Consider the following 19,785-nt stretch of genomic DNA (forward strand, 5'->3'; position numbering starts at 1 on the left):
ACGATGTTATTTATTGATAATAAAGGAATTACAGACCCTAGAATAAACTTAGCAATTGAAGAATATTGTGTGAAGAATTTAGATATTAACGAAACATATTTACTGTTTTACATTAATGAGCCTTCGATAATCATTGGTAAAAACCAAAACACAGTAGAAGAAATTAATGCAGATTACGTAAAAGAAAAAGGTATTCATGTCGTTCGTCGTCTATCAGGTGGAGGCGCAGTATATCATGATTTAGGAAACTTAAACTTCAGTTTTATTACGAAAGATGATGGAGACAGTTTCAGCAACTTCAAAAAATTCACAGAGCCTGTAACGAAAGCGCTTAGTAAATTAGGTGTAAATGCAGAACTAAGTGGTCGTAACGACATTTTAGCTGAAGGTAGAAAAATTTCAGGTAACGCGCAGTTCTCAACGAAAGGTCGTATGTTCAGTCACGGTACGTTACTATTTGACTCTGAAATCGATCACGTCGTATCAGCATTAAAAGTAAAAATGGATAAGATTCAATCAAAAGGTATTAAATCAATCCGTAGCCGCGTTGCGAACATTACAGAGTTCCTAAACGAAGAAATGACGACAGAAGAGTTTAGACAACTTCTTCTAGAAACAATTTTCGAAGGAGAAACAGAAATCCCAACGTATGAATTAACAGAAGAGGATTGGAAAGAGATCCACAAACTTTCTGAAGAACGCTACCAAAATTGGGATTGGAACTACGGAAAATCACCGAAGTTCAACTTACAACATTCACACCGCTTCCCAGTTGGACAAGTTGACGTTCGTCTTGAGGTGAAAAAAGGAACAGTAACAGAATGCAAAATTTACGGTGACTTCTTCGGTTCACTAGATGTGCATGATATCGAAGAGCGTCTAACAGGCGTTCAATTCGATAAAGATGCATTCACTGTAGCTTTAGAAGGCGTAGATATCGCACGCTACTTCGGTAACATTACAACAGAAGATTTCTTACATTTATTCTTCTAAAAATGAGGGAGGCTGCCATAATGGGTAGCCTCTTTCTTTTTGTGTAGATTGTCAGATTTTGTCGGTAAGTCGATATAACTGGAAAATCGCTGATATAAATGGAGTTGCGCTGATATATTTGAAAAATCGCCGATATAAATGGAGTTGCGCTGATATATTTGAAAAATCGCCGATATAAATCGAGCTGCACTGATATAACTGAAAAATTGCTCATATAATTTCATTTACCACAAAACATAAAATCACAGGACATTTGCCTCTTATAAAGGAATATATATATTCAAAAGGAGGAGAATCGAAATGAAAAGGGTAATGTACGTTGTATTATTACTCAGCTTCGTCGTCGGAATGACAGCGTGTTGCAGTGGATTGCCCTCAAGTCGTACAATTTTGTCTATCGGAAAACCAGCGGAGGATAATGTTATATATTTTACGCATACAGATAACAAACGAAAGATACATGATATACAAGACATGTTTCAAAATAAGAAGTGGAAAAGAAATGAAACATTCAGCACTGTTAATAAAACACCAGATGTCGTCTTATCAATAGATGAAGACAACAAAGGGTTACCGGCATTATATGTTACCGTGTATTTTCATGAAAATGGAGCGGACGTTTTGAATTTGTATGGGGAGTATACGAGCTTAAATAAAGAGGAACTTGAAAATCTTAGAAAAAAGATGAGTGCATATTATCCTAAAATGATTTTTGGTCTAGTGTTATAAATTACTTGTAAATAAAATCCCCTTATTTTTCCAAAGTAAACTAAGAGAAGGTGATCTGTCTATATGCAGTTAATAGAATATCACTTGCCACTTTAATTTTCTTTTAATATAATTAATTTAGAATTTTTAAATATTCTAAATTTTATAAAGGTGGGGTTTTTATGAATCTCGTTCAATCTTTGGCTGAAACGGCAATAAAGAAGGGGGAAAAACCGGCTTATATATTTATGGATCAGTCGGTCTCATATGACCAATTAAACAAAATGGTCACAAGGTTTTCTAGCAATTTAGCAGAAATGGGCATTGGAAAAGGGGACAATGTCGCATTAGTTGTCGGGAACTCACCACATTTTTTGGTCGGTTTATACGGAACAATGAAAGCCGGAGCAACTGTTATTCCAGTTAATCCAATTTATACAGCAGACGAAATGCATTATATTTTACAAAATGGAGATGTAAAAACAATCATCGTACTCGACGTCCTTCTACCTGTTATACAATCTCTTACAACAAGACTTCCTTCATTAGAAAACATCATCATATGTGAAACCTCATCAGATTTTAACCATACAGAAACCGAAAAAATGAAAACGTTTACTAGTTTTGTGGGGACTGGAGATACAACTTACGAAGGTCCTGAACTAGATGAAGAAGATGTAGCGGTTATTCTATACACTTCGGGCACAACTGGAAAACCGAAAGGCGCTATGTTAACACATAAAAATTTATATAGTAATGCGAACGATGTGGCGTCGTATTTACAATATACGGCTGATGACCGCGTTGTTGCGGCACTGCCTATGTTCCATGTATTCTGTTTAACAGTTGCGGTAAATGCACCGATTGTGAACGGGGCAACGATTTTAATGTTACCGAAATTTAGTCCGAAAGAAGTATTCCGTATTTGTCGCACGTACGAACCAACGATCTTTGCTGGCGTACCGACGATGTACAATTATTTATATTTATTTGAAGAAGCAAGTGCAGAAGATGTGAAGACGCTTCGCCTTTGTATTTCCGGTGGTGCATCGATGCCTGTTGCTCTTCTGCAAAACTTTGAAAAACGTTTTAACGTTATTGTTTCAGAAGGATACGGTTTATCAGAAGCATCACCAGTTACTTGTTTCAATCCGCTAGATCGTCCTCGTAAACCAGGATCAATTGGCACAAATATTTGGCATGTAGAAAATAAAATTGTAAATGAACTTGGGGAAGAAGTACCTGTCGGCGCAGTCGGCGAATTAATCGTTCGCGGACCTAACGTTATGAAAGGATACTATAATGCACCAGAAGATACAGCTGCGACATTGAAAGACGGCTGGCTATATACAGGTGACTTGGCGAAAATGGATGAAGAAGGTTACTTCTATATCGTGGATCGTAAAAAAGATATCGTCTTAGTTGGCGGTTATAACGTATACCCTCGTGAAGTAGAAGAAGTATTATATACGCACGAATCAGTAGCGGAAGTTGTCGTAATCGGTGTTCCTGATGAAAACTTAGGAGAAGCTGTGCGAGCGTACGTCGTTTTGAAGCAAGCAAACGTAACAGAAGAAGAGCTAATGCATTACTGCACGTTACATTTAGCGAAATATAAAGTGCCGAAAAGCATTGAGTTTTTAATAGAATTACCGAAGAATACGACGGGTAAGTTGTTAAGAAGAGCATTGAGAGAGAAAGCGATGCAAGTGTAATGAAGAAAAGGTCTCCTAAAAGATATTTTAGGAGACCTTTTCTTTGTTTATCGTAATAACTTTTTCTCATATGAAATGTAGTAGGAAATTTGTATATATAATAGCGGAGCGTGTTCAACTATTTGATATGAGTAGTAATGAAGATATTCTTCCTACTTTCTTACATAAAATTTTTAATTTTGGATATTTGTATCATATGTTTCTGCAACAAACACAAAGTCTACATGCTCTTTATCAATAAAAATACTTGTTTTAGATGGAAGACCTGTTATGGTAGAAACAATATCAACCTCAACAAGGTCAAATCCTACACGATAAGCATCTTCAATTTCAATTCCACCAGTTAGAAAATGCAATCCATCCCCAAATGACTTAAATACAAATACATTTTCTTTCAAACTTTTATTATCCATTTCAATCCATTCTTCGTTAATATAAATCTTAAATGTCGTGCACTTTGGAACACACTCGATGTGATGTATCCCTTTATAACTATTAAGCGAAAACATATAGGTATGAGTTTCTTTAAAGTTAATATCTATCCCGTATTTAAAAGCAAAGGTTTTATATACCATTTCATAAAACAATGGCATTACAATATCATCCCATGCGTCATAGGCAAAAGCATAAATTGGTATTAGATGAGGATATAAACTTACAATCGCTTTTTGAAAATTAAGTAAGATGGTTGTATCTGTAATTTCTTTTAAAGAATCATCTATTTCATGATCATAATCTTTCGAAATTCTGTTATCAATCATATGAAAAACTCCTTACATAGTCTTCTATATACTACGTTTTTCCGCATCATCAGTTTGTGCCTTCTTCAACTAAATTGCAAGTTTAACCGATGATTCCAAAAAAGCCCTTGTCTTATTTTATCAATTGTTAAATGTGTTTATCTTTAAACTTCAATACGAAGATTAAACATGAAGGTGCGGGCGGAAAAGTAACAGAAACAAACTTTGTATACGACCCGATTAACCAATTATTAAATGAAGCACTACCAAACGGAACAAGTAAATCTTATACATATGATGGATTTGGAAACCGTACAAGTGTGAAAGTTGTAGAGAATGGAAAAGAAACAAAGTCTATAGCGGCAACGTTTAATGAAGGAAATCAACTTGTCAAATTCGGAAACGAATCGTTAACGTATGATGCGAATGGAAATCGTACATCTGATGGAAAGTACAAGTATACATGGAATGAAAATGACCAACTTGTAGCGATTACAAAACAAGGTGAGAGCAATGCATTCGCAACGTATAAATATGATGAAAATAATCGTCGTATTGAAAAGAGTGTAAATGGTCAAGTAACACGCTACTTCTATGATGGAGACAGCATTAACCCATTATATGAGACAGATGGTAGTGGAAATGTTCTTCGTCAATATGTATATTCCACAAGTGGTACACGCTTAGCTATAAAATCAAAAGGGCAAACGTTATACTACTACTACAATCCTCGTGGTGATGTTATTGCGATGACAGATCAAAGTAGAGAAGTTGTAGCAACGTATGAAGATGCGTGGGTAATGTTTTGAAAAGTGATACGAAAGGTATTTTAATAAATATTATATCGCTATATTAATAATATATAATACGATTCCTTTATTACAAAGAACAGAGAATTAGGCACATAAAAAAATCTTTTCCATAACATGAAAAGAACGAAAGAATTTTGTTATTTAAATAAAAACCGAGCCACCCTCTAAATGGCGGTTCGGTTTTCTTTATCTATTTTTTCTCTACCAATTTCTTATTCTTCCAATCTAGTGTGAACAATTTATTAAATGTTTTTTGATCAACGTCTTTTACGTTGTTTCCAACCCAGTTTGCAGTTCCGAATGTGTAGCCTGGACGAAGTTGGTAGTCGTCGGCGTGTTTTGTATAAGCGACCTGTAAGTTAGATTGATCTGTATTTTTTTCAGAGATAACAACAGCGATCATACCAGGAGAGAAACCGCTATTTGTTAATGCTGGAAGTTGCTCCATCGGTATTAAATTACCTTTTGCATCAGATTCATATAGGTATGTGCGAGAGTACATGAACAGTTGGTTTCCATATAAAGAATGATAAGAATCACGTGTGTAAATACCCCAGTTTTGATTGTTATATCCGTTAAAGAATACGTTCCACTTTACGTTTTTGTTCGTTTGGTCAATTAAATTTGTTTTATAACTAGTTTGTTTATAGCTTACAGAGTCAGACCAAGTGACTTGACCAGTTGCACCAGCTTCACCACTAGGGCCATTAGGCGTTACAGAAGCTTTAACAGAGCCACCAAGTTGATAAGATACGCTAGATGTTACAGTCGTTTCTTCTACAGCATTTGTAGGTGCTACGTTAAAGAAACGAGCGCTGTTATCTTGAAGGTTAAATGCAACATCATATTGTGAAGGATAACGTAATGTTGCACTAGCGCCAGGGATTGGGTAGTTATCAATAGGTGCATCACTTATAGTAGGATTTGCTTTTAGAAAACTACCAGTTGTATTAATAACGGCAATCTGTTTATCAGCGCTTGGGTCATCGATAAAAGTTACCTTTAAAGACATTGTCATATTATCAGCTTGATCATTATTAAATGTATTATAGCTCGTATGTGTTTTTGCATTTTGCCCGATATCTGTTACAACTTGTGACGTCGTTTGAGCGTAAGTAGCAGGTGTTGAAAGAGTTAAAGCGCCACTAGCAAAAACAGCGGATAATGCTAAACATTTTAAGGATGTTTTAGAACGTTTCATACAATCACTTCCTTTTATCTTTGTCGATATATGTCGTATTACATTTATATCGTAACATGAAAATAAAACGGAATGGATGGTTATGCATAATTGCATAGATGAGTTTTGAAGGATAAAGATAATAGAATTTCATCCAACACTTAAGACTCCAAAATGCCCATTACAGCCGTTCTTAAAAATTTTAAGACGATATGTTTATCAATGTTTTTATTGTGAAGATTGAAGTGCTTAATATTTACGTTATAAGTGCATAACAAGTTATAATAGAAGAAATCAATAAGGAGGCTGGCTGTGAAGAATCTTCGTTATCTCAATATATTTACCATATTAATTATATACACACTACTTATGTTTTACATCGGCTGGAACGGATGGGTTTGGCTTCATGCGGTATTTGGCTGGGAATCTTGGGGGTATTATGCTTTCATAGTTGCATTTATTTCATATGCGTACATTCTCGTGCAAGTGTTTAAGTTTTTGCCATTTCTGCGAACGATAGGTTCGATTTGGTTTGCGGTTATACAATATGCGCTTATGCTGTTGCCATTAGCTAATATTATGGTCTTTCTTTTACAGTTTTCAGTAGAGAAAGAAGCGGCAATTATTTGGACAGGGGCGGCTGTGATAGCTGCATTTATCTTTATCTTTGCGTATGGAGTATTTAATGCGTATAGCCCGGTGGTAAGAAAGTACGAGGTGCACATACCGAAAAAGGTAGAGGGGCGTAAAAGTTTACGCATTGCGATGGCTTCTGATATGCATTTCGGTAAACTGTCTGGCGTTTCGCATTTAAAAAGACTTGTTCGTCATGTAAATGAAATGGAGCCCGATATTATTTTGCTACCAGGTGATATTATCGATGATCATCCAGGTGTGTTCATTCAAAAGAATATGGGACCAATCATGAAACAAATGAAAGCACCATTAGGCGTATATGGCGTATTAGGAAACCATGAATACTACGGTAGAGCGGTTCCAGAGTTTTTACAAGAGATGGATAAGATTGATATTCGTATTCTTTTAGATGAAGTAATTACAATTGAAGATGACTTTTATCTCGTTGGAAGAAGAGATAAAACAGAGCGAGATCGTCAAAGCTTTGAACAATTAATGAGTACGGTAGATAAATCGATGCCTGTTATCGCAATGGATCACCAGCCATTTGAGTTGAAACAAGCAGCAGCGGCAGGTGTAGATTTATTATTATCCGGTCATACACACCGCGGACAAATGGCGCCCAATCATATTGTAACGAGAAGAATGTACGAGCTAGACTGGGGATACGCACAAAAAGGCGCGTTCCACGCAATTGTTTCTTCTGGATTTGGATTTTGGGGACCACCGCTTAGACTTGGAAGTAGGTCGGAGATTGTGCAGGTAGAAGTTACATTTGAATAGGGGTTATGAAATAGAGAGCTGATGGCTCTCTATTTTTTTAAATAAAAACAAATAACAATAAATATTTATGTTGGTGTTAATTTCATAAAAGAGATAAGATTATAAGACTCGATTAAAATAAAGGGGGATTGTAAGTGATCATATCAGATGTACTATACGGAGAATTTGAAGTGGATCAAGTAGTAGAAGAATTAATTTCAAGTAAGTCTATGCAAAGACTAAAGGGAATTCATCAAGCAGGCGCAAGTTACTTAATGAACGAGAAATGGAATGTAACGCGCTTTGATCATTCAGTTGGTGTTATGTTGTTAGTGAAAAAACTAGGTGGTTCAGTAGAAGAACAGATCGCTAGTTTACTGCATGACGTATCGCATACTGCTTTTTCCCACGTGATTGATTACGTTTTTCATAATGAAGATGAAAGTTACCATGAAGAGATATTTAGTTCTGTTGTGAAAAACTCAGAAATTCCAGCGATCCTTGCGAAGTATGGTTATAACTATGAAGATATTTTGTTAGATGATTCGAAGTGGACGTTACTGGAAAGGTCAGCGCCAGAATTATGCGCAGACAGAGTGGATTATACATTACGAGATATGTATACATATGGGTATGTTTCTTTAGAAGAAGTTCACATTTTTTTAGAAGATGTCATCGCTGTAGATGGGAAAATGGTTGTTCAAAGTGTCGAAATGGCAGAATGGTTTACAGAAACGTATTACAAAGAAGTAATTGATTTCTTTAGGAAACCAATGAATATTTACGGAAATGATATGTTAGCGAAAACGTTAAAGTTATCTCTTCATAAAAAGGTTATTCATGCAGATGATTTTCTTCTTGAAGATGATGAGCTTATTTCGAAATTGCAGCAATGTAATGATTCAGAAGTACATGCTTTATTAAGAAAAGTTCATCCGAATGTAAAAGTAAAAGAAGATAGAAACGATTATGATTTGTATCAGAAAAATAAAGTGCGTCTTATTGATCCACCGTTACTTCGTGAAGGGAAAATCGTTCAGTCGTCTGTTGTGTCAGAAAACATAAGACAGATGAGTGATATTGCTTATGAAAAAGCGGTGAGAGGGATGTATGTGAAAGTGATTTCGGATTAAAAAAGAAGTAGCGCATCGTTTTTAGAGCGCTACTTCTTTTTTATTAATAATCAAACCAATTCCAAATCTCAATATCTCCAAGAGTCGCATAACGTACGTGCGGGGAGTTTTGTAATTTTAATAACTCTTTCGATGGGCCAGTAATAACAACTCCGTATACTTTTACACCGTTATCCTTTACATATTGATAACGTTTATCTAAGTTTAGTTCGTTCTCAGAAAGCGCTGCTATTTTGCTTACCGTTTTTTTATGAATAGAAAGGACGCGCATCATTTCGGTTACTTTGTCTTCTTGCGTTTTCTGCCCGTCAGTTTCATTATCGAGGAATCTTACATGTTCTGGAAACCCTATAGCTTCTCCGCCATGTAGGATATAGTCATCTACATTTTTTCTTTCTTGTCCTGTATCTAAAGCGTACCATACAGGAGTTGGAGGGAGTTCTTGTGCCTCAAATATGCTATATAAAAGCGGTTCTAATTCTTTTAAAGTGTAAGCTTTATCAAAAGAAATTGCTACTTCTGCAACGGTTCCATCATGTACTTTTGCAAGTGTATCCCATACTTTTTTTGATGAATCCTTTAAATAATCACCCTGCTCTGTTTTTGGATGAACAAAGAAGAGTTTTGGTTGATAGAACGGATTCATCCAAGTTTGCTTCGTGATATCTACAGATGATAAGAAGCTTTTTGTTTCTATTGTACCAAGTGGCATTTCTTTTTTACCGACGGTTCTTACTAAATCAAATTGGCTATTTGTACGGAAAAAAGCTTCTACACTTGTTCCGCCTCCCATAACGCGGCTATTTGGGATAGTTGCTTCAAGTGCCAGCGAAGGAACCTCTCTAATTTCTTTTAGCCTTTTATCATTATTAGCTTGAAAATAAAAGGCTGATAATACCCCGCCGATTATATAGATAACGATGCAAATTGATAATATAAAACCAAACGTTTGTAAACGATGTTTCCACTTAATTCTCCAAAAAGGAATTTTAAGATCTTTTGGAGGTAACTTTTTCTTAATTGGTTCTGTTTTTGTTAACAGCTCATCTAAGTAAGCTTCACAAGCTTCACATGACTCAATATGATTTTCTAGCTGCTCTTGTTCATTACGGGTGAGTGTTCCTTGTTCATATTTCTCCCATAGTTTTTTAAATTCTGTACAACCCATCTGTATCACTCCTTTATGCTTTTTATTTCTTTTCGTCCCCTGTGTAATTCAATTTTCACTTTCGCTAATGAGAGACCAGTCATTTCTGCTATTTCCTTATAGGAGAATCCATAGTAATCTCGTAGTAGCAGGGCATTTCGTCTTTCGAGCGGAAGAACGGATAAACTTTCTAACCAACTAGCAATCTCAAACTTTACGAAATATGCATGTTCTGTACTTGGCACGTTTGGTAAATGGAATTCTGCAACTTCTGTTGTTTTATATTTCTTTTCTTTACGATACCAATCGATAAAGGCATTGTAGGCAATTGAAAATAACCACGGCCTAATTTCTTCTCCTTTATAATAGTCAATATGGACGAGCATTCGGTAAAAGGTTTCTTGCATGAGATCTTCCGCATAGTGGGAATCTCCGGTTAGGGAGAGAAGATAGCGAAATAAATCTTGCATATGCTCTGAGTAAATTTCTTCTAATGATTGTTTGCGTTTCACTACATTTCCCTCCCTTCATACATAACAACGAAATACATATAAAAAAGTTACAATTTTTTATGGAATTATAGTAAAAAACGTCAAGAATTGGATTGTGTTCTCTTTTATCATAATACATATAAGGCGGGTGAACAGAGATGGAAAGCTATGAAACACAAATTCAAAGGTCAATTGATTATATTGAGGAAGATGTAATGGAAAAACAGACGCTGCGTAATTTAGCACGTATTGCAGGTTTTTCTGAGTCGCATTTTCATCGTGTATTTCAGGCATTAGTAGGTGATACAGTAATGGAGTATGTTCGAAAGCGGAGGTTAGCCCGGGCAGCTTATCAACTTTCTCATACGGATGAAAAAGTTATTGATATCGCATTTGAGCATGGCTTTCAATCTCACGAAACGTTCACGAGAGCCTTTAAGAAATTATTTCAAATGACACCGAGTGAATATCGAAAACAAGAAATTGAAACACCGATGTATTACAGCGTGAATGTAAAGCAAAGAAAATTAAATCCGTATTTAGGAGGCATACAAATGGAATATCGTATTGTAAATAAACCAGAATTTTTAATGGCAGGTTATGAACTGAAGACGACAAGTAAAGAAGGGAAAAACCATCAAGACATCCCAGCATTTTGGCAAGAATATTTACAAAAAGATCTTGGAACAACGATTCCGAATCGTAAAGATACGAGCCAATGGGTAGAGCTTGGATTATGTACTGATTTTAATTTAGAAACAGGGGACTTCACTTATATTATTGGAATGGAAGTTACAGACTTTGAAAATGTACCAAATGAAATTGCAAAGCGTACTTTCCCTGCAGCAACATATGCAGTATTTACAACGCCGAAAGTTCCTTATGAAGAAATGGTATCGTCTATTCACCAAACTTGGAATGCAGTATTCTCAGAATGGTTCCCACATTCAGGATATGAACATTGCGGAGTTACAGAGTTTGAACTGTACGATGAGCGTTGCCACGAAGATAAGAGTGAGTTTGCACAAGTAGAGCTTTGGATACCGGTGAAGAAAAAATAATAGGGTAAGAGCGAATCATTGGGAGATGGTTCGCTTTTTCATAAAAGGGGAAATGGGAAAATGTTCAAAAAACTAGAATGTGTATCTATACATACGAAAGATATAGAAAGATCAGTTTCTTTCTATAAAGAAATGGGAATGAAGCAAAACTGGATGATAGAAAGAGAACTAGAAGAAGGGAGTATTTGGACGTTAATAGGATTGAAATTTCCAGATGAGAAAAGTTCGGAGTTAGTAATAAGCAATCATCCGGATATTAATTTTACGGAAGTTGAAGTATTAGTAGAAGATGTACAACAAACGTATGAGAGTTTAAAAGATAATAAAGATGTAAAGTGGATTCGCGAAGCATTTCCAACAGAATCAGGACATGTTGCAGTAATGGAAGCACCTGATGAGAATGTGTTTGTGTTAGTAGGGAAATAGTTGAAATATGGCGTGACCTTTCATAGTGAGTTATGAAGGGTTATTTTTACTTTGTATAGTAGGGAGGTAGGTTAGTATTGTCGGTTTTTGCCGGTAAGTCGATATATTTCGGAAATCGCTGATATAATTCGAGTTGCGCCGATATATTCAAAAAATCGCCGATATAATTTCATATACCGCTAAAACACCTCAAAAAAACGATCCACATAATTTCAATTACCATAAAATTCTCCCAGAAAAGAAAAAAGACGCCACATAGCGTCTTTCCTACGAACGAAACGGAAATACAAGAATAATCGTCGTTCCTTTTCCGAGTGCACTATCAACGGAAATTGTCCCGTTATGAGCATGAACGAGCTGTTTTGTAATGGCTAGGCCAAGTCCAGTTCCGATGTTGCTTTCTTCTGTGTTTGTTCCGCGGTAATATCGTTCAAATAGAAGTTCTTTCGTTTTTTCATCCATTCCTTTTCCATCATCTGAAATGGAGAGTGTAAAGGAATTAGCGTTTTGTGATAGTTTTACGATGACATTAGTCGTTTCGTTATTATGTTTTACAGCATTTACGAGTAAGTTTTCGATAATACGCTGAAACCATTTTTCTTCAATGAAATATTGAATTTTATTTGAGCTCGGTACGAATTCAATATTTTGATTTTGGAGTGTTGGATTGTTAATAAATTGCAATAATACTTTTTGAACGAACTGATTGATTTCAACGTTTACGTGCTGTGCAGGAAGGCTATTATTTTTTAATTGATACGTTAAGCTTAAATCATCAATTAATGTCGTCATATATTGAGATTTCTCTTTCATAACACTACCAAATTGCTGAATATCACGATCAGTCCAGTTATATTGATTCGATTCAAGTAATAATGCGTAGCCATATATAGAGCTAAGTGGTGTTTTTAAATCATGCGTTAGACCAGTAATCCATTCTTCTCGTGTTTGCTGGAGTACTTGCCTCATCGCATCATTTTTTTTGAGTGTAATAGAAAGGTGTTCTAGTGAACTTGTCACATCTCTAAACAAACGGAATGACCATTTTTCTTTACCAGATCGCCGGAACCTGACAGGTTTTCCTTTTTTACTAATAGGTTCTTCATACTTTCCACCAGCGATATTTTTAAGCCAGCGCATCGCATGTAATAACGGTTTCCCGAATTTATTACCGTACCAAATAGAAAGAATGACTAAATAAACAAATACGATAAGAAGGATTAATCCGCATCCGATGAGAAACTTCTTAGTAAATACATCTTCCATTTCATCATCTGGATAGTAGTGCTCATTTTTTGCAGTTACAACGAGAAGGTTGCCACTATTTGCATCGTAAAAGCTAGACGTGTTTTCTTTATGATTCCACGGTTCTGTTTCATTAAGGGCAATTTGTATTGCTGAAAATGTTTTTTTCTTTCCAGTTGGATAGGAAAAAACCTCTTCGCCATTTTGATTAAATATTTGAAGTGCTGCTTTTTCTTTAGACAGTAACTGTTTTTCTTGATCTGTTAATGTGAACGAATCCATCGTTAAAGAGGAATGATCCTTTTGAATTGCTGTCAGTAACGCATTGCTTTTTAACATACCACCATAAATAACAAGTACTTTCTTTTCTTCTAATTCAATTTCCCAATATGTAAATTTATAATTACTTTCGATATGATGTTGTATGTATGCGACTAAAGATGTCTTCGTATAAGCATTCGGAACATCATTTGGTGTATTAAAGTGGTAGAGGATTTTTCCGTTTTCATCTACAACTTGGAGCCAATCATTTTTCTCTTTTATTAAATCTTGCACTTCAGATTGTAATGAAATATGCCCATCTTCTGAAGAGATGTATCTTGAAATTGTAAAACTATCAGAATCTGGAATATTAGGTTCGTATAAAGTACTAGTAAGAAGAAAAATTAAATAAGTAAAAGCAGCAACTACAGCGATAAGTAATGTAACTAAAACAAAAACGTGTTGCATGATAAATTGAATAATAAGTCGTTTATTAAAATTCATATCGTCACCCTACTTTGTAACGAACTTATAACCAAGCCCGCGAACGGTTTTTATATATTCTGGTTTACTTGGATCGTGTTCAATTTTTTCACGTAGTTTTCGAATGTGGACCATAACAGTGTTGTCATCGCCATTATAGGCAGGTGCTCCCCAAACTTTTTCATATATTTCCTCTTTCGAAAATACGTAGTTTGGATTCTCGCAAAAGAAGAGTAGTAGTTGAAAGAGTTGAGCGGAACATTCGACAATATGCCCATCTACTGTTAGTTCTGCAGAGTGCTGATCAATTTCAAATCTTCCAAATGAAATCGAGTGTGATTTTTGCTCGTGTGGAACGGTTTGTTTCATATGTCTCCGAAGCTGTGCTTTCATGCGTGCTACTACTTCTAATGGATTAAAGGGCTTCGTAATATAATCATCCGCACCGTATGAAAATCCAGATATTTTATCTAAATCAGATGCTTTTGCTGATAGGAAGAAAATGGGACAATCTGTTTGTTGGCGAATGATTGGACAAATATCAAAACCAGATTGTCCAGGAAGCATTACATCTAAAATAATTAAATCGTAATTGTTTTCCTTAGTTAGAGATAAAGCTATTTCAGCTGATGTTGCAGTTGTAATATGAGAAAAACCTTCTTTTTCAAGAATGGTAGTTAGTAATTGTAAAATTGCAGTTTCATCATCAACGAGTAAAATATTTGCTTGGTACATAAACATCCCTCCTAATTTTCTCGAATATCATATCATCCTTTTGTAACTTATGGAATTTTTAAGGGAATTTTAAGGTTTTCTTTCGCAAAAAATTAAGAATCAAATGATATGATAAAAGTAACATAGGGGAGGAGATGAGTGTGAATCCGTTTCAAGTGATGCGAGCTAGATATTTTTTAATTGTATTTGCACTATTAATTTTAATAGCGAGAAGTAGTGGCGATTTGCTAACAAGTATATTTCATATACAAAATTCTTCTTTTATAAATACCCTTATATTCTATATCCTTCCGATGGTATGGATTTTTTATGAGTATAGAAAGCATCACATTTCATTTTCATTGTTTATTAATAAAAATGAAACATTTAACTTGGTGCAAGTTTTATACATTACGGTTATGTTATGCATGTTTAGTTACGGGTATCTTATTTTGTATATGTATAGTTTTGCATGGATTACACCGGACTTTATTATGAATGCCCTGCATGAACCGATTGTAGATAGTACTGGGGGATATGTATCTCAAGTCATTAGGGTCGTATTCATCGCACCAGTTATTGGGGAATTTGTTTTTCGCGGATTTTTACTTCAACGTTTTGCCACAAAATGGGGAACGAGCATAGCGACCATCGTTGTAGCAATATTGTTTGCGTTGTTACATGTTGATTTCCTCGGTGCAGCCATATTCAGCATCGTATTGTCGATTGTATATATTCGTACGAAAAGTTTACTCATGCCAATTGCAATACATATGTTAAACAATGCATTTGTAATAGGTGCGTCTTTTCTAATAAGTAGAGAAAAAATTATGAGTTTTGCCGATTTCTCAAATTATACGACATTCTTTCCTGGACTTATTATTTTTATAACAGGATTAAACTTAGTACTTATCTTTTTATTTGTTAATCGCAAGTATTGGAGTAAAGAAGTGCCAGTTATATATGCAGAGCAGGAAAAGAGCTTTTCAGATGTAGTCGGGAGTAAATAAGATGAAGAAGACGGTTGAAAAAATATTAAAAGATATTATAGATGCTACGTCTATCACAGATATGTGTGATAAAAGCTTTTGTCATTGGCTTCAACCTGTAGTAGATACGATTGTGTTTCCAGAGTATTACTTATTTTCTAGTACTCATTTAAAAGAAAATATTATTTCTCTTCTTGTTGTGTTCGGGGTTTTACTAATATTTGGTCTAATTGTAGAAGAAATGATGAAGCGCATCTTCAGAAAGAATGAAGAGAAGTATATGTGGATTCATAAAGTATTCGAGAAAGTAATGGTGGCTTTCCTTTTGTTTTATGGTATAAAAACAATCATTTACTTTATAGCTTTGAAACATCATTAATTCGAAATTTGAAAGGGATGTATAAAATCATATGAATGAAACGATATCATCAAATAAGTTTTTTTATTTGATTTTGCTTAGTCTAGTGTTAATAACGACAGTGAATGTTATTTTGCGCTGGGAGGAAGCTTACTTTTTCATGTATTTAGCGCTCCATTTGTTGGGGATTTTATGTATAAGTGGTGGAGTCGTTACTGAAAAAAAGAGTGAAGAAAGCGTTAACTATATGTGTGTGATCGGTCTTGTTTTACTTTTAGCTGTACAGGGTATTATGAAATATAGTTCTTTCTCTTTACAAGATTTTAGTTTATTAATAGATGTACTTCCTTAAAGAGGCTCTTTATGTTATCTAAACAGTAAGTAGGATACGTGTTGGTTTGTAAGTGTGATCCTTATTACGGATTGTGAACCGAAGAAAGTGTTTAAAGATAGGTAAAACTCTTCTTATGTAGAAGAGTTTTTTTATGTAAATAAAAAGATCCAGAGCAATTCACATAATAAGCTTGTTCTAATTTAGCGTGTACGAACTTACAATAATAATAGACAGGCAGCATAGAGGAGGGAATAGCGTGAGGAAGGTTATCGGTTGGTCGCTTTTTTTGTACGTTGGATTTGCGTTACTTATATATTGGTATTTATTTGGATGGAATCATGAACTTATTCCGGACATGTATAAAGGAACGAGTGCAGATCCAGAAACGTTTATGAGTGCTAGAGAGCTTACGCTAAGCCAAGATTATTCGCGCGTGAAAAATTTACTATACTTTTTAGCGACGCCTCTTGAATGGATTATTTTATTATTTGTACTTGTGCTAGGTATTTCAAGAAAGTTTGAGAAATGGTCGAGGGAAACGACTAAAATAAGTGTTTTGCAAGTTGCGATTTATTTCTTTTATTTATCATTATTGACAACAGTACTTGCCTTACCGATGCAATGGATTGGCCGGAAAGTGTCCGTTGATTACGGCATTTCAACACAAAGTACACAAAGCTGGATAAAAGATCATGTTATCGGTTTTTGGGAAAGTTATGCGACTATGTTAATCGTAGTTACCGTTCTATTATGGCTTATCCGTAAATTTTCGAAGAGATGGTGGCTAGCAGGATGGGCGCTCTCTGTTCCATTTACAATCTTTTTAACATTCATACAGCCTGTCGTTATTGATCCACTGTATAACGACTTCTCGACGCTGAAAAATAAAGAATTAGAAACGAAAATTTTAGCGATAGCAGACAAAGCGGACATTCCTGCTAAACACGTATATGAAGTAAATATGTCAGAAAAAACGAATGCATTAAATGCTTACGTAACAGGAATTGGCCCTAACGCCCGTATTGTAATGTGGGATACAACACTTAAGCAGTTAAAAGATAAAGAGATTTTATTTATAATGGCCCATGAAATGGGGCATTATGTTATGAAACATATATATTTTGGCGTTGCAAGTTATGTGTTGCTATCGTTTATAGGTATGTTTTTAATTAGTCGTATTATAAATATGTGTATTCGCAAATGGGGAGATACATTGCAAATTTCAAAAGTGGCATGTTTCTCCATTTTACCTTTATTTTTCTTAATTTCTTCTATACTCTCTTTTGCAGCACAACCAGCAACAAACTACGTTTCACGTATAGAAGAAAGAGCCGCAGATCAATATGCTTTAAATATGACGAAGGACGGGAAATCTGGTGTGAAAACTTTTCAATATTTATCAAAAACAAGTTTAAGCCAAGTAAATCCGCCTGCGTTAGTGAAATTTTTCTTATACACGCACCCACCAATTTTTGAAAGAATTCATACGTTTGAACAATATGAGAAACAAAGCAAAAAGGAGTAGCATGATAGCTACTTCTTTTTTTATAGAGATATAAGTTTCATATTGGGAATATTTATCATTGCTTTTTATTGTGATTTTGTAAATAATAAGCTATAAAATTCTAAAAATCTATATATAAAGGAATAAAGGTGAAAAAATGTATTTTTTACAAAATTTAAAAGTGAAATATAAATTATTGTCGCTTATTTCATTAGCAGTTTTAGGTATGGTAATTATAAGCAGTGTAGCAATTAGTTCTATTAATAAGATTAAGCATGATACAGAGGTTGTAGTAGATGATTATCAATATTCTGCAATTTTATTAGAAGGAATGCTTCGCACACAAAATTCACTAGAATATAATTTATTAGAATTAATTACGGCATCACAAAATGAAGTAGCAAATAAAGAGGGAATAATTAATAATATTGAAAAGGATCTTAAAAAATATGATTCTTTATTAAAAGAATATGATGATGGTTTTAATTTAAGTAAGCAAGAGGATGAACTGTTTCAGAAGATGAAGAAATCTTTACCAAGTTATAAAGATACATATAAAAAAATATTTGAAAAGGCGAAGGCAACAAACGAGCCACAAATGGTACATGAATTTCAGAAGGAATTAAAACCGAAGGGAATAGAGTTAGCTGGTTATGCAGTGGATCTAGAATCGTATGTTTCAAACTTAGCTGATCAAGTATTTAAAGATTCTCAAAAAATGATTGATCGATCCGTTATTACCTTTATCATTCTTGTAGTAGTTACTACAATCGTTATATGTATAGTAAGTTATATTATTAGCAAGCTTATAGTTGCTCCTTTACAAACGGTTAGTCGTATGATGGAAAAAGCGAAAGAAGGAGATTTAACCGTACATGGTGATTATACTGCTAAGGATGAATTAGGTGTATTAGTAAGTAATTTTAACGAGATGATTGCAGGGCTAAGAACAAATATGCAAGAAGTAGAGAATAATATTCAGCTTTTATTCCAACATGCAGACGGAGTAGTATCTGCATCAGAAGTATCTAGTAGTGCAGCGAAGAAAATCACTATGGATATTGAAGAAGTTGCAAATGGTGCAGAAAGTCAAATGCAAGCAATGGAACAAACTGCGGGTGCGATGGAAGAGTTGACACAAGGAATGCAGAGTATAGTCAATACATCATCCTCTGTAAATGAATTATCTGCTCAATCAGCATTAGATGCAGAGAGTGGTAACAAATTAATGAAACAAATGATTCAACAGATGGATACAATCCAAAATTCGGTACATAGCGGTGTGAAACAAGTAGAGACTATGAAAGAACAATCAGAAGAAATTGTTAAAATCATTGATGTTATGCAAGGTATTACCTCCCAGATTAACTTATTAGCATTAAACGCCGCAATTGAGGCTGCACGTGCTGGTGAAAGTGGTAGAGGATTTGCAATTGTGGCAGATGAAGTGCGGAAATTAGCAGAACAATCTAGTGATTCTGCAAAACAAATTGAGAATCTTATTACTCAAGTTATGGGAACAACGAACCATACGGTACATATGATGGGGAAAGTAGATAATGAGGTACAGGCAGGTACACAAGTAGTAATGCATACAGAAAAAGTATTTGGAACAATTACAGAAAAAGTACAGCAAGTATCTGAGCAAATTCAAACGGTATCTATGTCTACAGATGAAATTGCAGCGAGTAGTGAGGAAATCTCGGCTTCTGCAGAAGACATGGCTCAAATTTCCCAAAGATCATCTGACCGAACTGATAGGGTAAAAGAGTCTATTCAACAGCAAGAAAAATCTGTTCAAGAGATTTCGGTTTCAATTGAACATATGCATAACGCAGCAGGAAAATTAAAACAAATAGTTGCCCAATTTACTCTTCAAAAGTAGTAGCATATTTGAGTGTTAATAAAGATAAAAAAATCATCCTCTTTTAAGAAAAAAGGATGATTTTTTTATCCCGTTATTTGCTGGGCAGTAAGACCCCCACCTCAAAATTCAGCGAAAAATGCTACCCTTGAAATATAAACTATCAATATAGTAGCCTCCATTAGGTATCTCCTTTAGGTGCCAATAAAGGGAAGTTATAAAGTGAAAA

General features: G+C 34.8%; 18 protein-coding genes and 3 pseudogenes. 14 read left to right on the plus strand and 7 right to left on the minus strand.

All coding sequences use genetic code 11. The annotated features are described in order from the left end of the window. Positions 1-3: 3 nt before the first annotated feature. From lplA to BAQ53_RS05385, 3 genes are all read left to right on the plus strand, one after another. Positions 4-993 carry a lipoate--protein ligase gene (lplA, locus tag BAQ53_RS05375; protein WP_000897281.1) on the plus strand — a complete coding sequence of 330 codons (990 nt, stop codon included), beginning with the start codon at positions 4-6 and terminating at the stop codon, positions 991-993. Between the two features lie 300 nt (positions 994-1,293). Beyond that, positions 1,294-1,722 carry a hypothetical protein gene (locus BAQ53_RS05380; RefSeq protein ID WP_208906577.1) on the plus strand — a complete coding sequence of 143 codons (429 nt, stop codon included), beginning with the start codon at positions 1,294-1,296 and terminating at the stop codon, positions 1,720-1,722. A gap of 161 nt (positions 1,723-1,883) precedes the next feature. Continuing rightward, the gene (locus BAQ53_RS05385; RefSeq protein ID WP_208906578.1) at positions 1,884-3,416 is read left to right on the plus strand and encodes a fatty acid--CoA ligase family protein; all 1,533 of its coding nucleotides are present in this window, start codon (positions 1,884-1,886) and stop codon (positions 3,414-3,416) included. A gap of 173 nt (positions 3,417-3,589) precedes the next feature. Here BAQ53_RS05385 and BAQ53_RS05390 read toward each other — a convergent pair whose 3' ends face one another. Continuing rightward, positions 3,590-4,177, minus strand: coding sequence for a hypothetical protein (locus tag BAQ53_RS05390; RefSeq protein ID WP_208906579.1), 588 nt, complete (start codon positions 4,175-4,177; stop codon positions 3,590-3,592). Positions 4,178-4,332: 155 nt separating this feature from the next. On the opposite strand from BAQ53_RS05390, the pseudogene BAQ53_RS05395 reads away from it, so the two are divergent. Then, positions 4,333-4,985: pseudogene (locus BAQ53_RS05395) on the plus strand (hypothetical protein); the annotation flags it as partial. 173 nt (positions 4,986-5,158) lie between these two features. Here BAQ53_RS05395 and cytK2 read toward each other — a convergent pair. Together cytK2 and BAQ53_RS26430 are read right to left on the minus strand one after the other, a co-directional pair. Beyond that, positions 5,159-6,169, minus strand: a complete 1,011-nt coding sequence (gene cytK2, locus BAQ53_RS05400) for a beta-channel forming cytolysin CytK2 (RefSeq protein ID WP_208906580.1) — start codon at positions 6,167-6,169, stop codon at positions 5,159-5,161. Between the two features lie 143 nt (positions 6,170-6,312). After that, positions 6,313-6,426 (minus strand): annotated as a pseudogene (locus tag BAQ53_RS26430) (TetR family transcriptional regulator); the annotation flags it as partial. A gap of 34 nt (positions 6,427-6,460) precedes the next feature. Between BAQ53_RS26430 and BAQ53_RS05410 the strand changes: the two are divergent. Both BAQ53_RS05410 and BAQ53_RS05415 read left to right on the plus strand, forming a co-directional pair. Beyond that, the gene (locus BAQ53_RS05410; protein ID WP_000793735.1) at positions 6,461-7,567 is read left to right on the plus strand and encodes a metallophosphoesterase; all 1,107 of its coding nucleotides are present in this window, start codon (positions 6,461-6,463) and stop codon (positions 7,565-7,567) included. Between the two features lie 134 nt (positions 7,568-7,701). Further along, positions 7,702-8,679, plus strand: a complete 978-nt coding sequence (locus BAQ53_RS05415; RefSeq protein WP_208906581.1) for an HD domain-containing protein — start codon at positions 7,702-7,704, stop codon at positions 8,677-8,679. Between the two features lie 43 nt (positions 8,680-8,722). Here the strand turns inward: BAQ53_RS05415 and BAQ53_RS05420 are convergent, their stop codons facing one another. Both BAQ53_RS05420 and BAQ53_RS05425 read right to left on the minus strand, forming a co-directional pair. Then, positions 8,723-9,847, minus strand: a complete 1,125-nt coding sequence (locus BAQ53_RS05420) for an anti-sigma factor (RefSeq protein ID WP_208906582.1) — start codon at positions 9,845-9,847, stop codon at positions 8,723-8,725. A 5-nt stretch (positions 9,848-9,852) separates the two neighbouring features. Further along, positions 9,853-10,338 (minus strand): RNA polymerase sigma factor, encoded by a 486-nt coding sequence (locus BAQ53_RS05425; protein ID WP_208906583.1) that lies wholly within the window; start codon positions 10,336-10,338, stop codon positions 9,853-9,855. Between the two features lie 137 nt (positions 10,339-10,475). On the opposite strand from BAQ53_RS05425, the gene BAQ53_RS05430 reads away from it, so the two are divergent. Next, positions 10,476-11,378 carry an AraC family transcriptional regulator gene (locus tag BAQ53_RS05430; protein ID WP_208906584.1) on the plus strand — a complete coding sequence of 301 codons (903 nt, stop codon included), beginning with the start codon at positions 10,476-10,478 and terminating at the stop codon, positions 11,376-11,378. A 60-nt stretch (positions 11,379-11,438) separates the two neighbouring features. Further along, complete coding sequence (locus BAQ53_RS05435) at positions 11,439-11,804, plus strand: VOC family protein (protein ID WP_208906585.1); 366 nt, start codon at positions 11,439-11,441, stop codon at positions 11,802-11,804. A 267-nt stretch (positions 11,805-12,071) separates the two neighbouring features. On the opposite strand, the gene BAQ53_RS05440 is transcribed toward BAQ53_RS05435, so the two are convergent. Together BAQ53_RS05440 and BAQ53_RS05445 are read right to left on the minus strand one after the other, a co-directional pair. Then, positions 12,072-13,814: a sensor histidine kinase gene (locus BAQ53_RS05440; RefSeq protein WP_001010452.1), complete on the minus strand. Its 1,743-nt coding sequence runs from the start codon at positions 13,812-13,814 to the stop codon at positions 12,072-12,074. 9 nt (positions 13,815-13,823) lie between these two features. Then, positions 13,824-14,528 (minus strand): response regulator transcription factor, encoded by a 705-nt coding sequence (locus BAQ53_RS05445; protein ID WP_000283860.1) that lies wholly within the window; start codon positions 14,526-14,528, stop codon positions 13,824-13,826. Between the two features lie 140 nt (positions 14,529-14,668). Between BAQ53_RS05445 and BAQ53_RS05450 the strand changes: the two genes are divergently transcribed. From BAQ53_RS05450 to BAQ53_RS26575, 6 genes and pseudogenes are all read left to right on the plus strand, one after another. Further along, on the plus strand, positions 14,669-15,517 hold the full coding sequence (locus BAQ53_RS05450; protein WP_001067990.1) for a CPBP family intramembrane glutamic endopeptidase: 849 nt from the start codon (positions 14,669-14,671) through the stop codon (positions 15,515-15,517). A gap of 1 nt (position 15,518) precedes the next feature. After that, complete coding sequence (locus BAQ53_RS05455) at positions 15,519-15,875, plus strand: hypothetical protein (RefSeq protein WP_208906586.1); 357 nt, start codon at positions 15,519-15,521, stop codon at positions 15,873-15,875. Between the two features lie 31 nt (positions 15,876-15,906). After that, positions 15,907-16,206 carry a DUF2101 family protein gene (locus BAQ53_RS05460; RefSeq protein ID WP_002163887.1) on the plus strand — a complete coding sequence of 100 codons (300 nt, stop codon included), beginning with the start codon at positions 15,907-15,909 and terminating at the stop codon, positions 16,204-16,206. Positions 16,207-16,444: 238 nt separating this feature from the next. Further along, a complete protein-coding gene (locus BAQ53_RS05465) occupies positions 16,445-17,713 on the plus strand; it encodes a M48 family metallopeptidase (protein WP_208906587.1) in 1,269 nt (422 codons plus the stop codon). A gap of 136 nt (positions 17,714-17,849) precedes the next feature. Then, positions 17,850-18,629: pseudogene (locus BAQ53_RS26570) on the plus strand (MCP four helix bundle domain-containing protein); the annotation flags it as partial. A 156-nt stretch (positions 18,630-18,785) separates the two neighbouring features. Further along, positions 18,786-19,577 (plus strand): methyl-accepting chemotaxis protein, encoded by a 792-nt coding sequence (locus BAQ53_RS26575; protein ID WP_404978265.1) that lies wholly within the window; start codon positions 18,786-18,788, stop codon positions 19,575-19,577. The last annotated feature ends 208 nt before the right edge of the window (positions 19,578-19,785 follow it).

The organism is Bacillus sp. B25(2016b), from assembly GCF_001679765.1.
Classification (GTDB): domain Bacteria; phylum Bacillota; class Bacilli; order Bacillales; family Bacillaceae_G; genus Bacillus_A; species Bacillus_A thuringiensis_K.

Coding starts and splice junctions, on each gene's coding strand:
- BAQ53_RS26575 (WP_404978265.1), top strand. CDS start 18,786: ATGCAAGCAATGGAACAAACTGCGGGTGCGATGGAAGAGTTGACACAA.
- lplA (WP_000897281.1), top strand. CDS start 4: ATGTTATTTATTGATAATAAAGGAATTACAGACCCTAGAATAAACTTA.
- BAQ53_RS05380 (WP_208906577.1), top strand. CDS start 1,294: ATGAAAAGGGTAATGTACGTTGTATTATTACTCAGCTTCGTCGTCGGA.
- cytK2 (WP_208906580.1), bottom strand. CDS start 6,169: ATGAAACGTTCTAAAACATCCTTAAAATGTTTAGCATTATCCGCTGTT.
- BAQ53_RS05435 (WP_208906585.1), top strand. CDS start 11,439: ATGTTCAAAAAACTAGAATGTGTATCTATACATACGAAAGATATAGAA.
- BAQ53_RS05390 (WP_208906579.1), bottom strand. CDS start 4,177: ATGATTGATAACAGAATTTCGAAAGATTATGATCATGAAATAGATGAT.
- BAQ53_RS05430 (WP_208906584.1), top strand. CDS start 10,476: ATGGAAAGCTATGAAACACAAATTCAAAGGTCAATTGATTATATTGAG.
- BAQ53_RS05440 (WP_001010452.1), bottom strand. CDS start 13,814: ATGAATTTTAATAAACGACTTATTATTCAATTTATCATGCAACACGTT.
- BAQ53_RS05385 (WP_208906578.1), top strand. CDS start 1,884: ATGAATCTCGTTCAATCTTTGGCTGAAACGGCAATAAAGAAGGGGGAA.
- BAQ53_RS05445 (WP_000283860.1), bottom strand. CDS start 14,528: ATGTACCAAGCAAATATTTTACTCGTTGATGATGAAACTGCAATTTTA.
- BAQ53_RS05455 (WP_208906586.1), top strand. CDS start 15,519: ATGAAGAAGACGGTTGAAAAAATATTAAAAGATATTATAGATGCTACG.
- BAQ53_RS05420 (WP_208906582.1), bottom strand. CDS start 9,847: ATGGGTTGTACAGAATTTAAAAAACTATGGGAGAAATATGAACAAGGA.
- BAQ53_RS05460 (WP_002163887.1), top strand. CDS start 15,907: ATGAATGAAACGATATCATCAAATAAGTTTTTTTATTTGATTTTGCTT.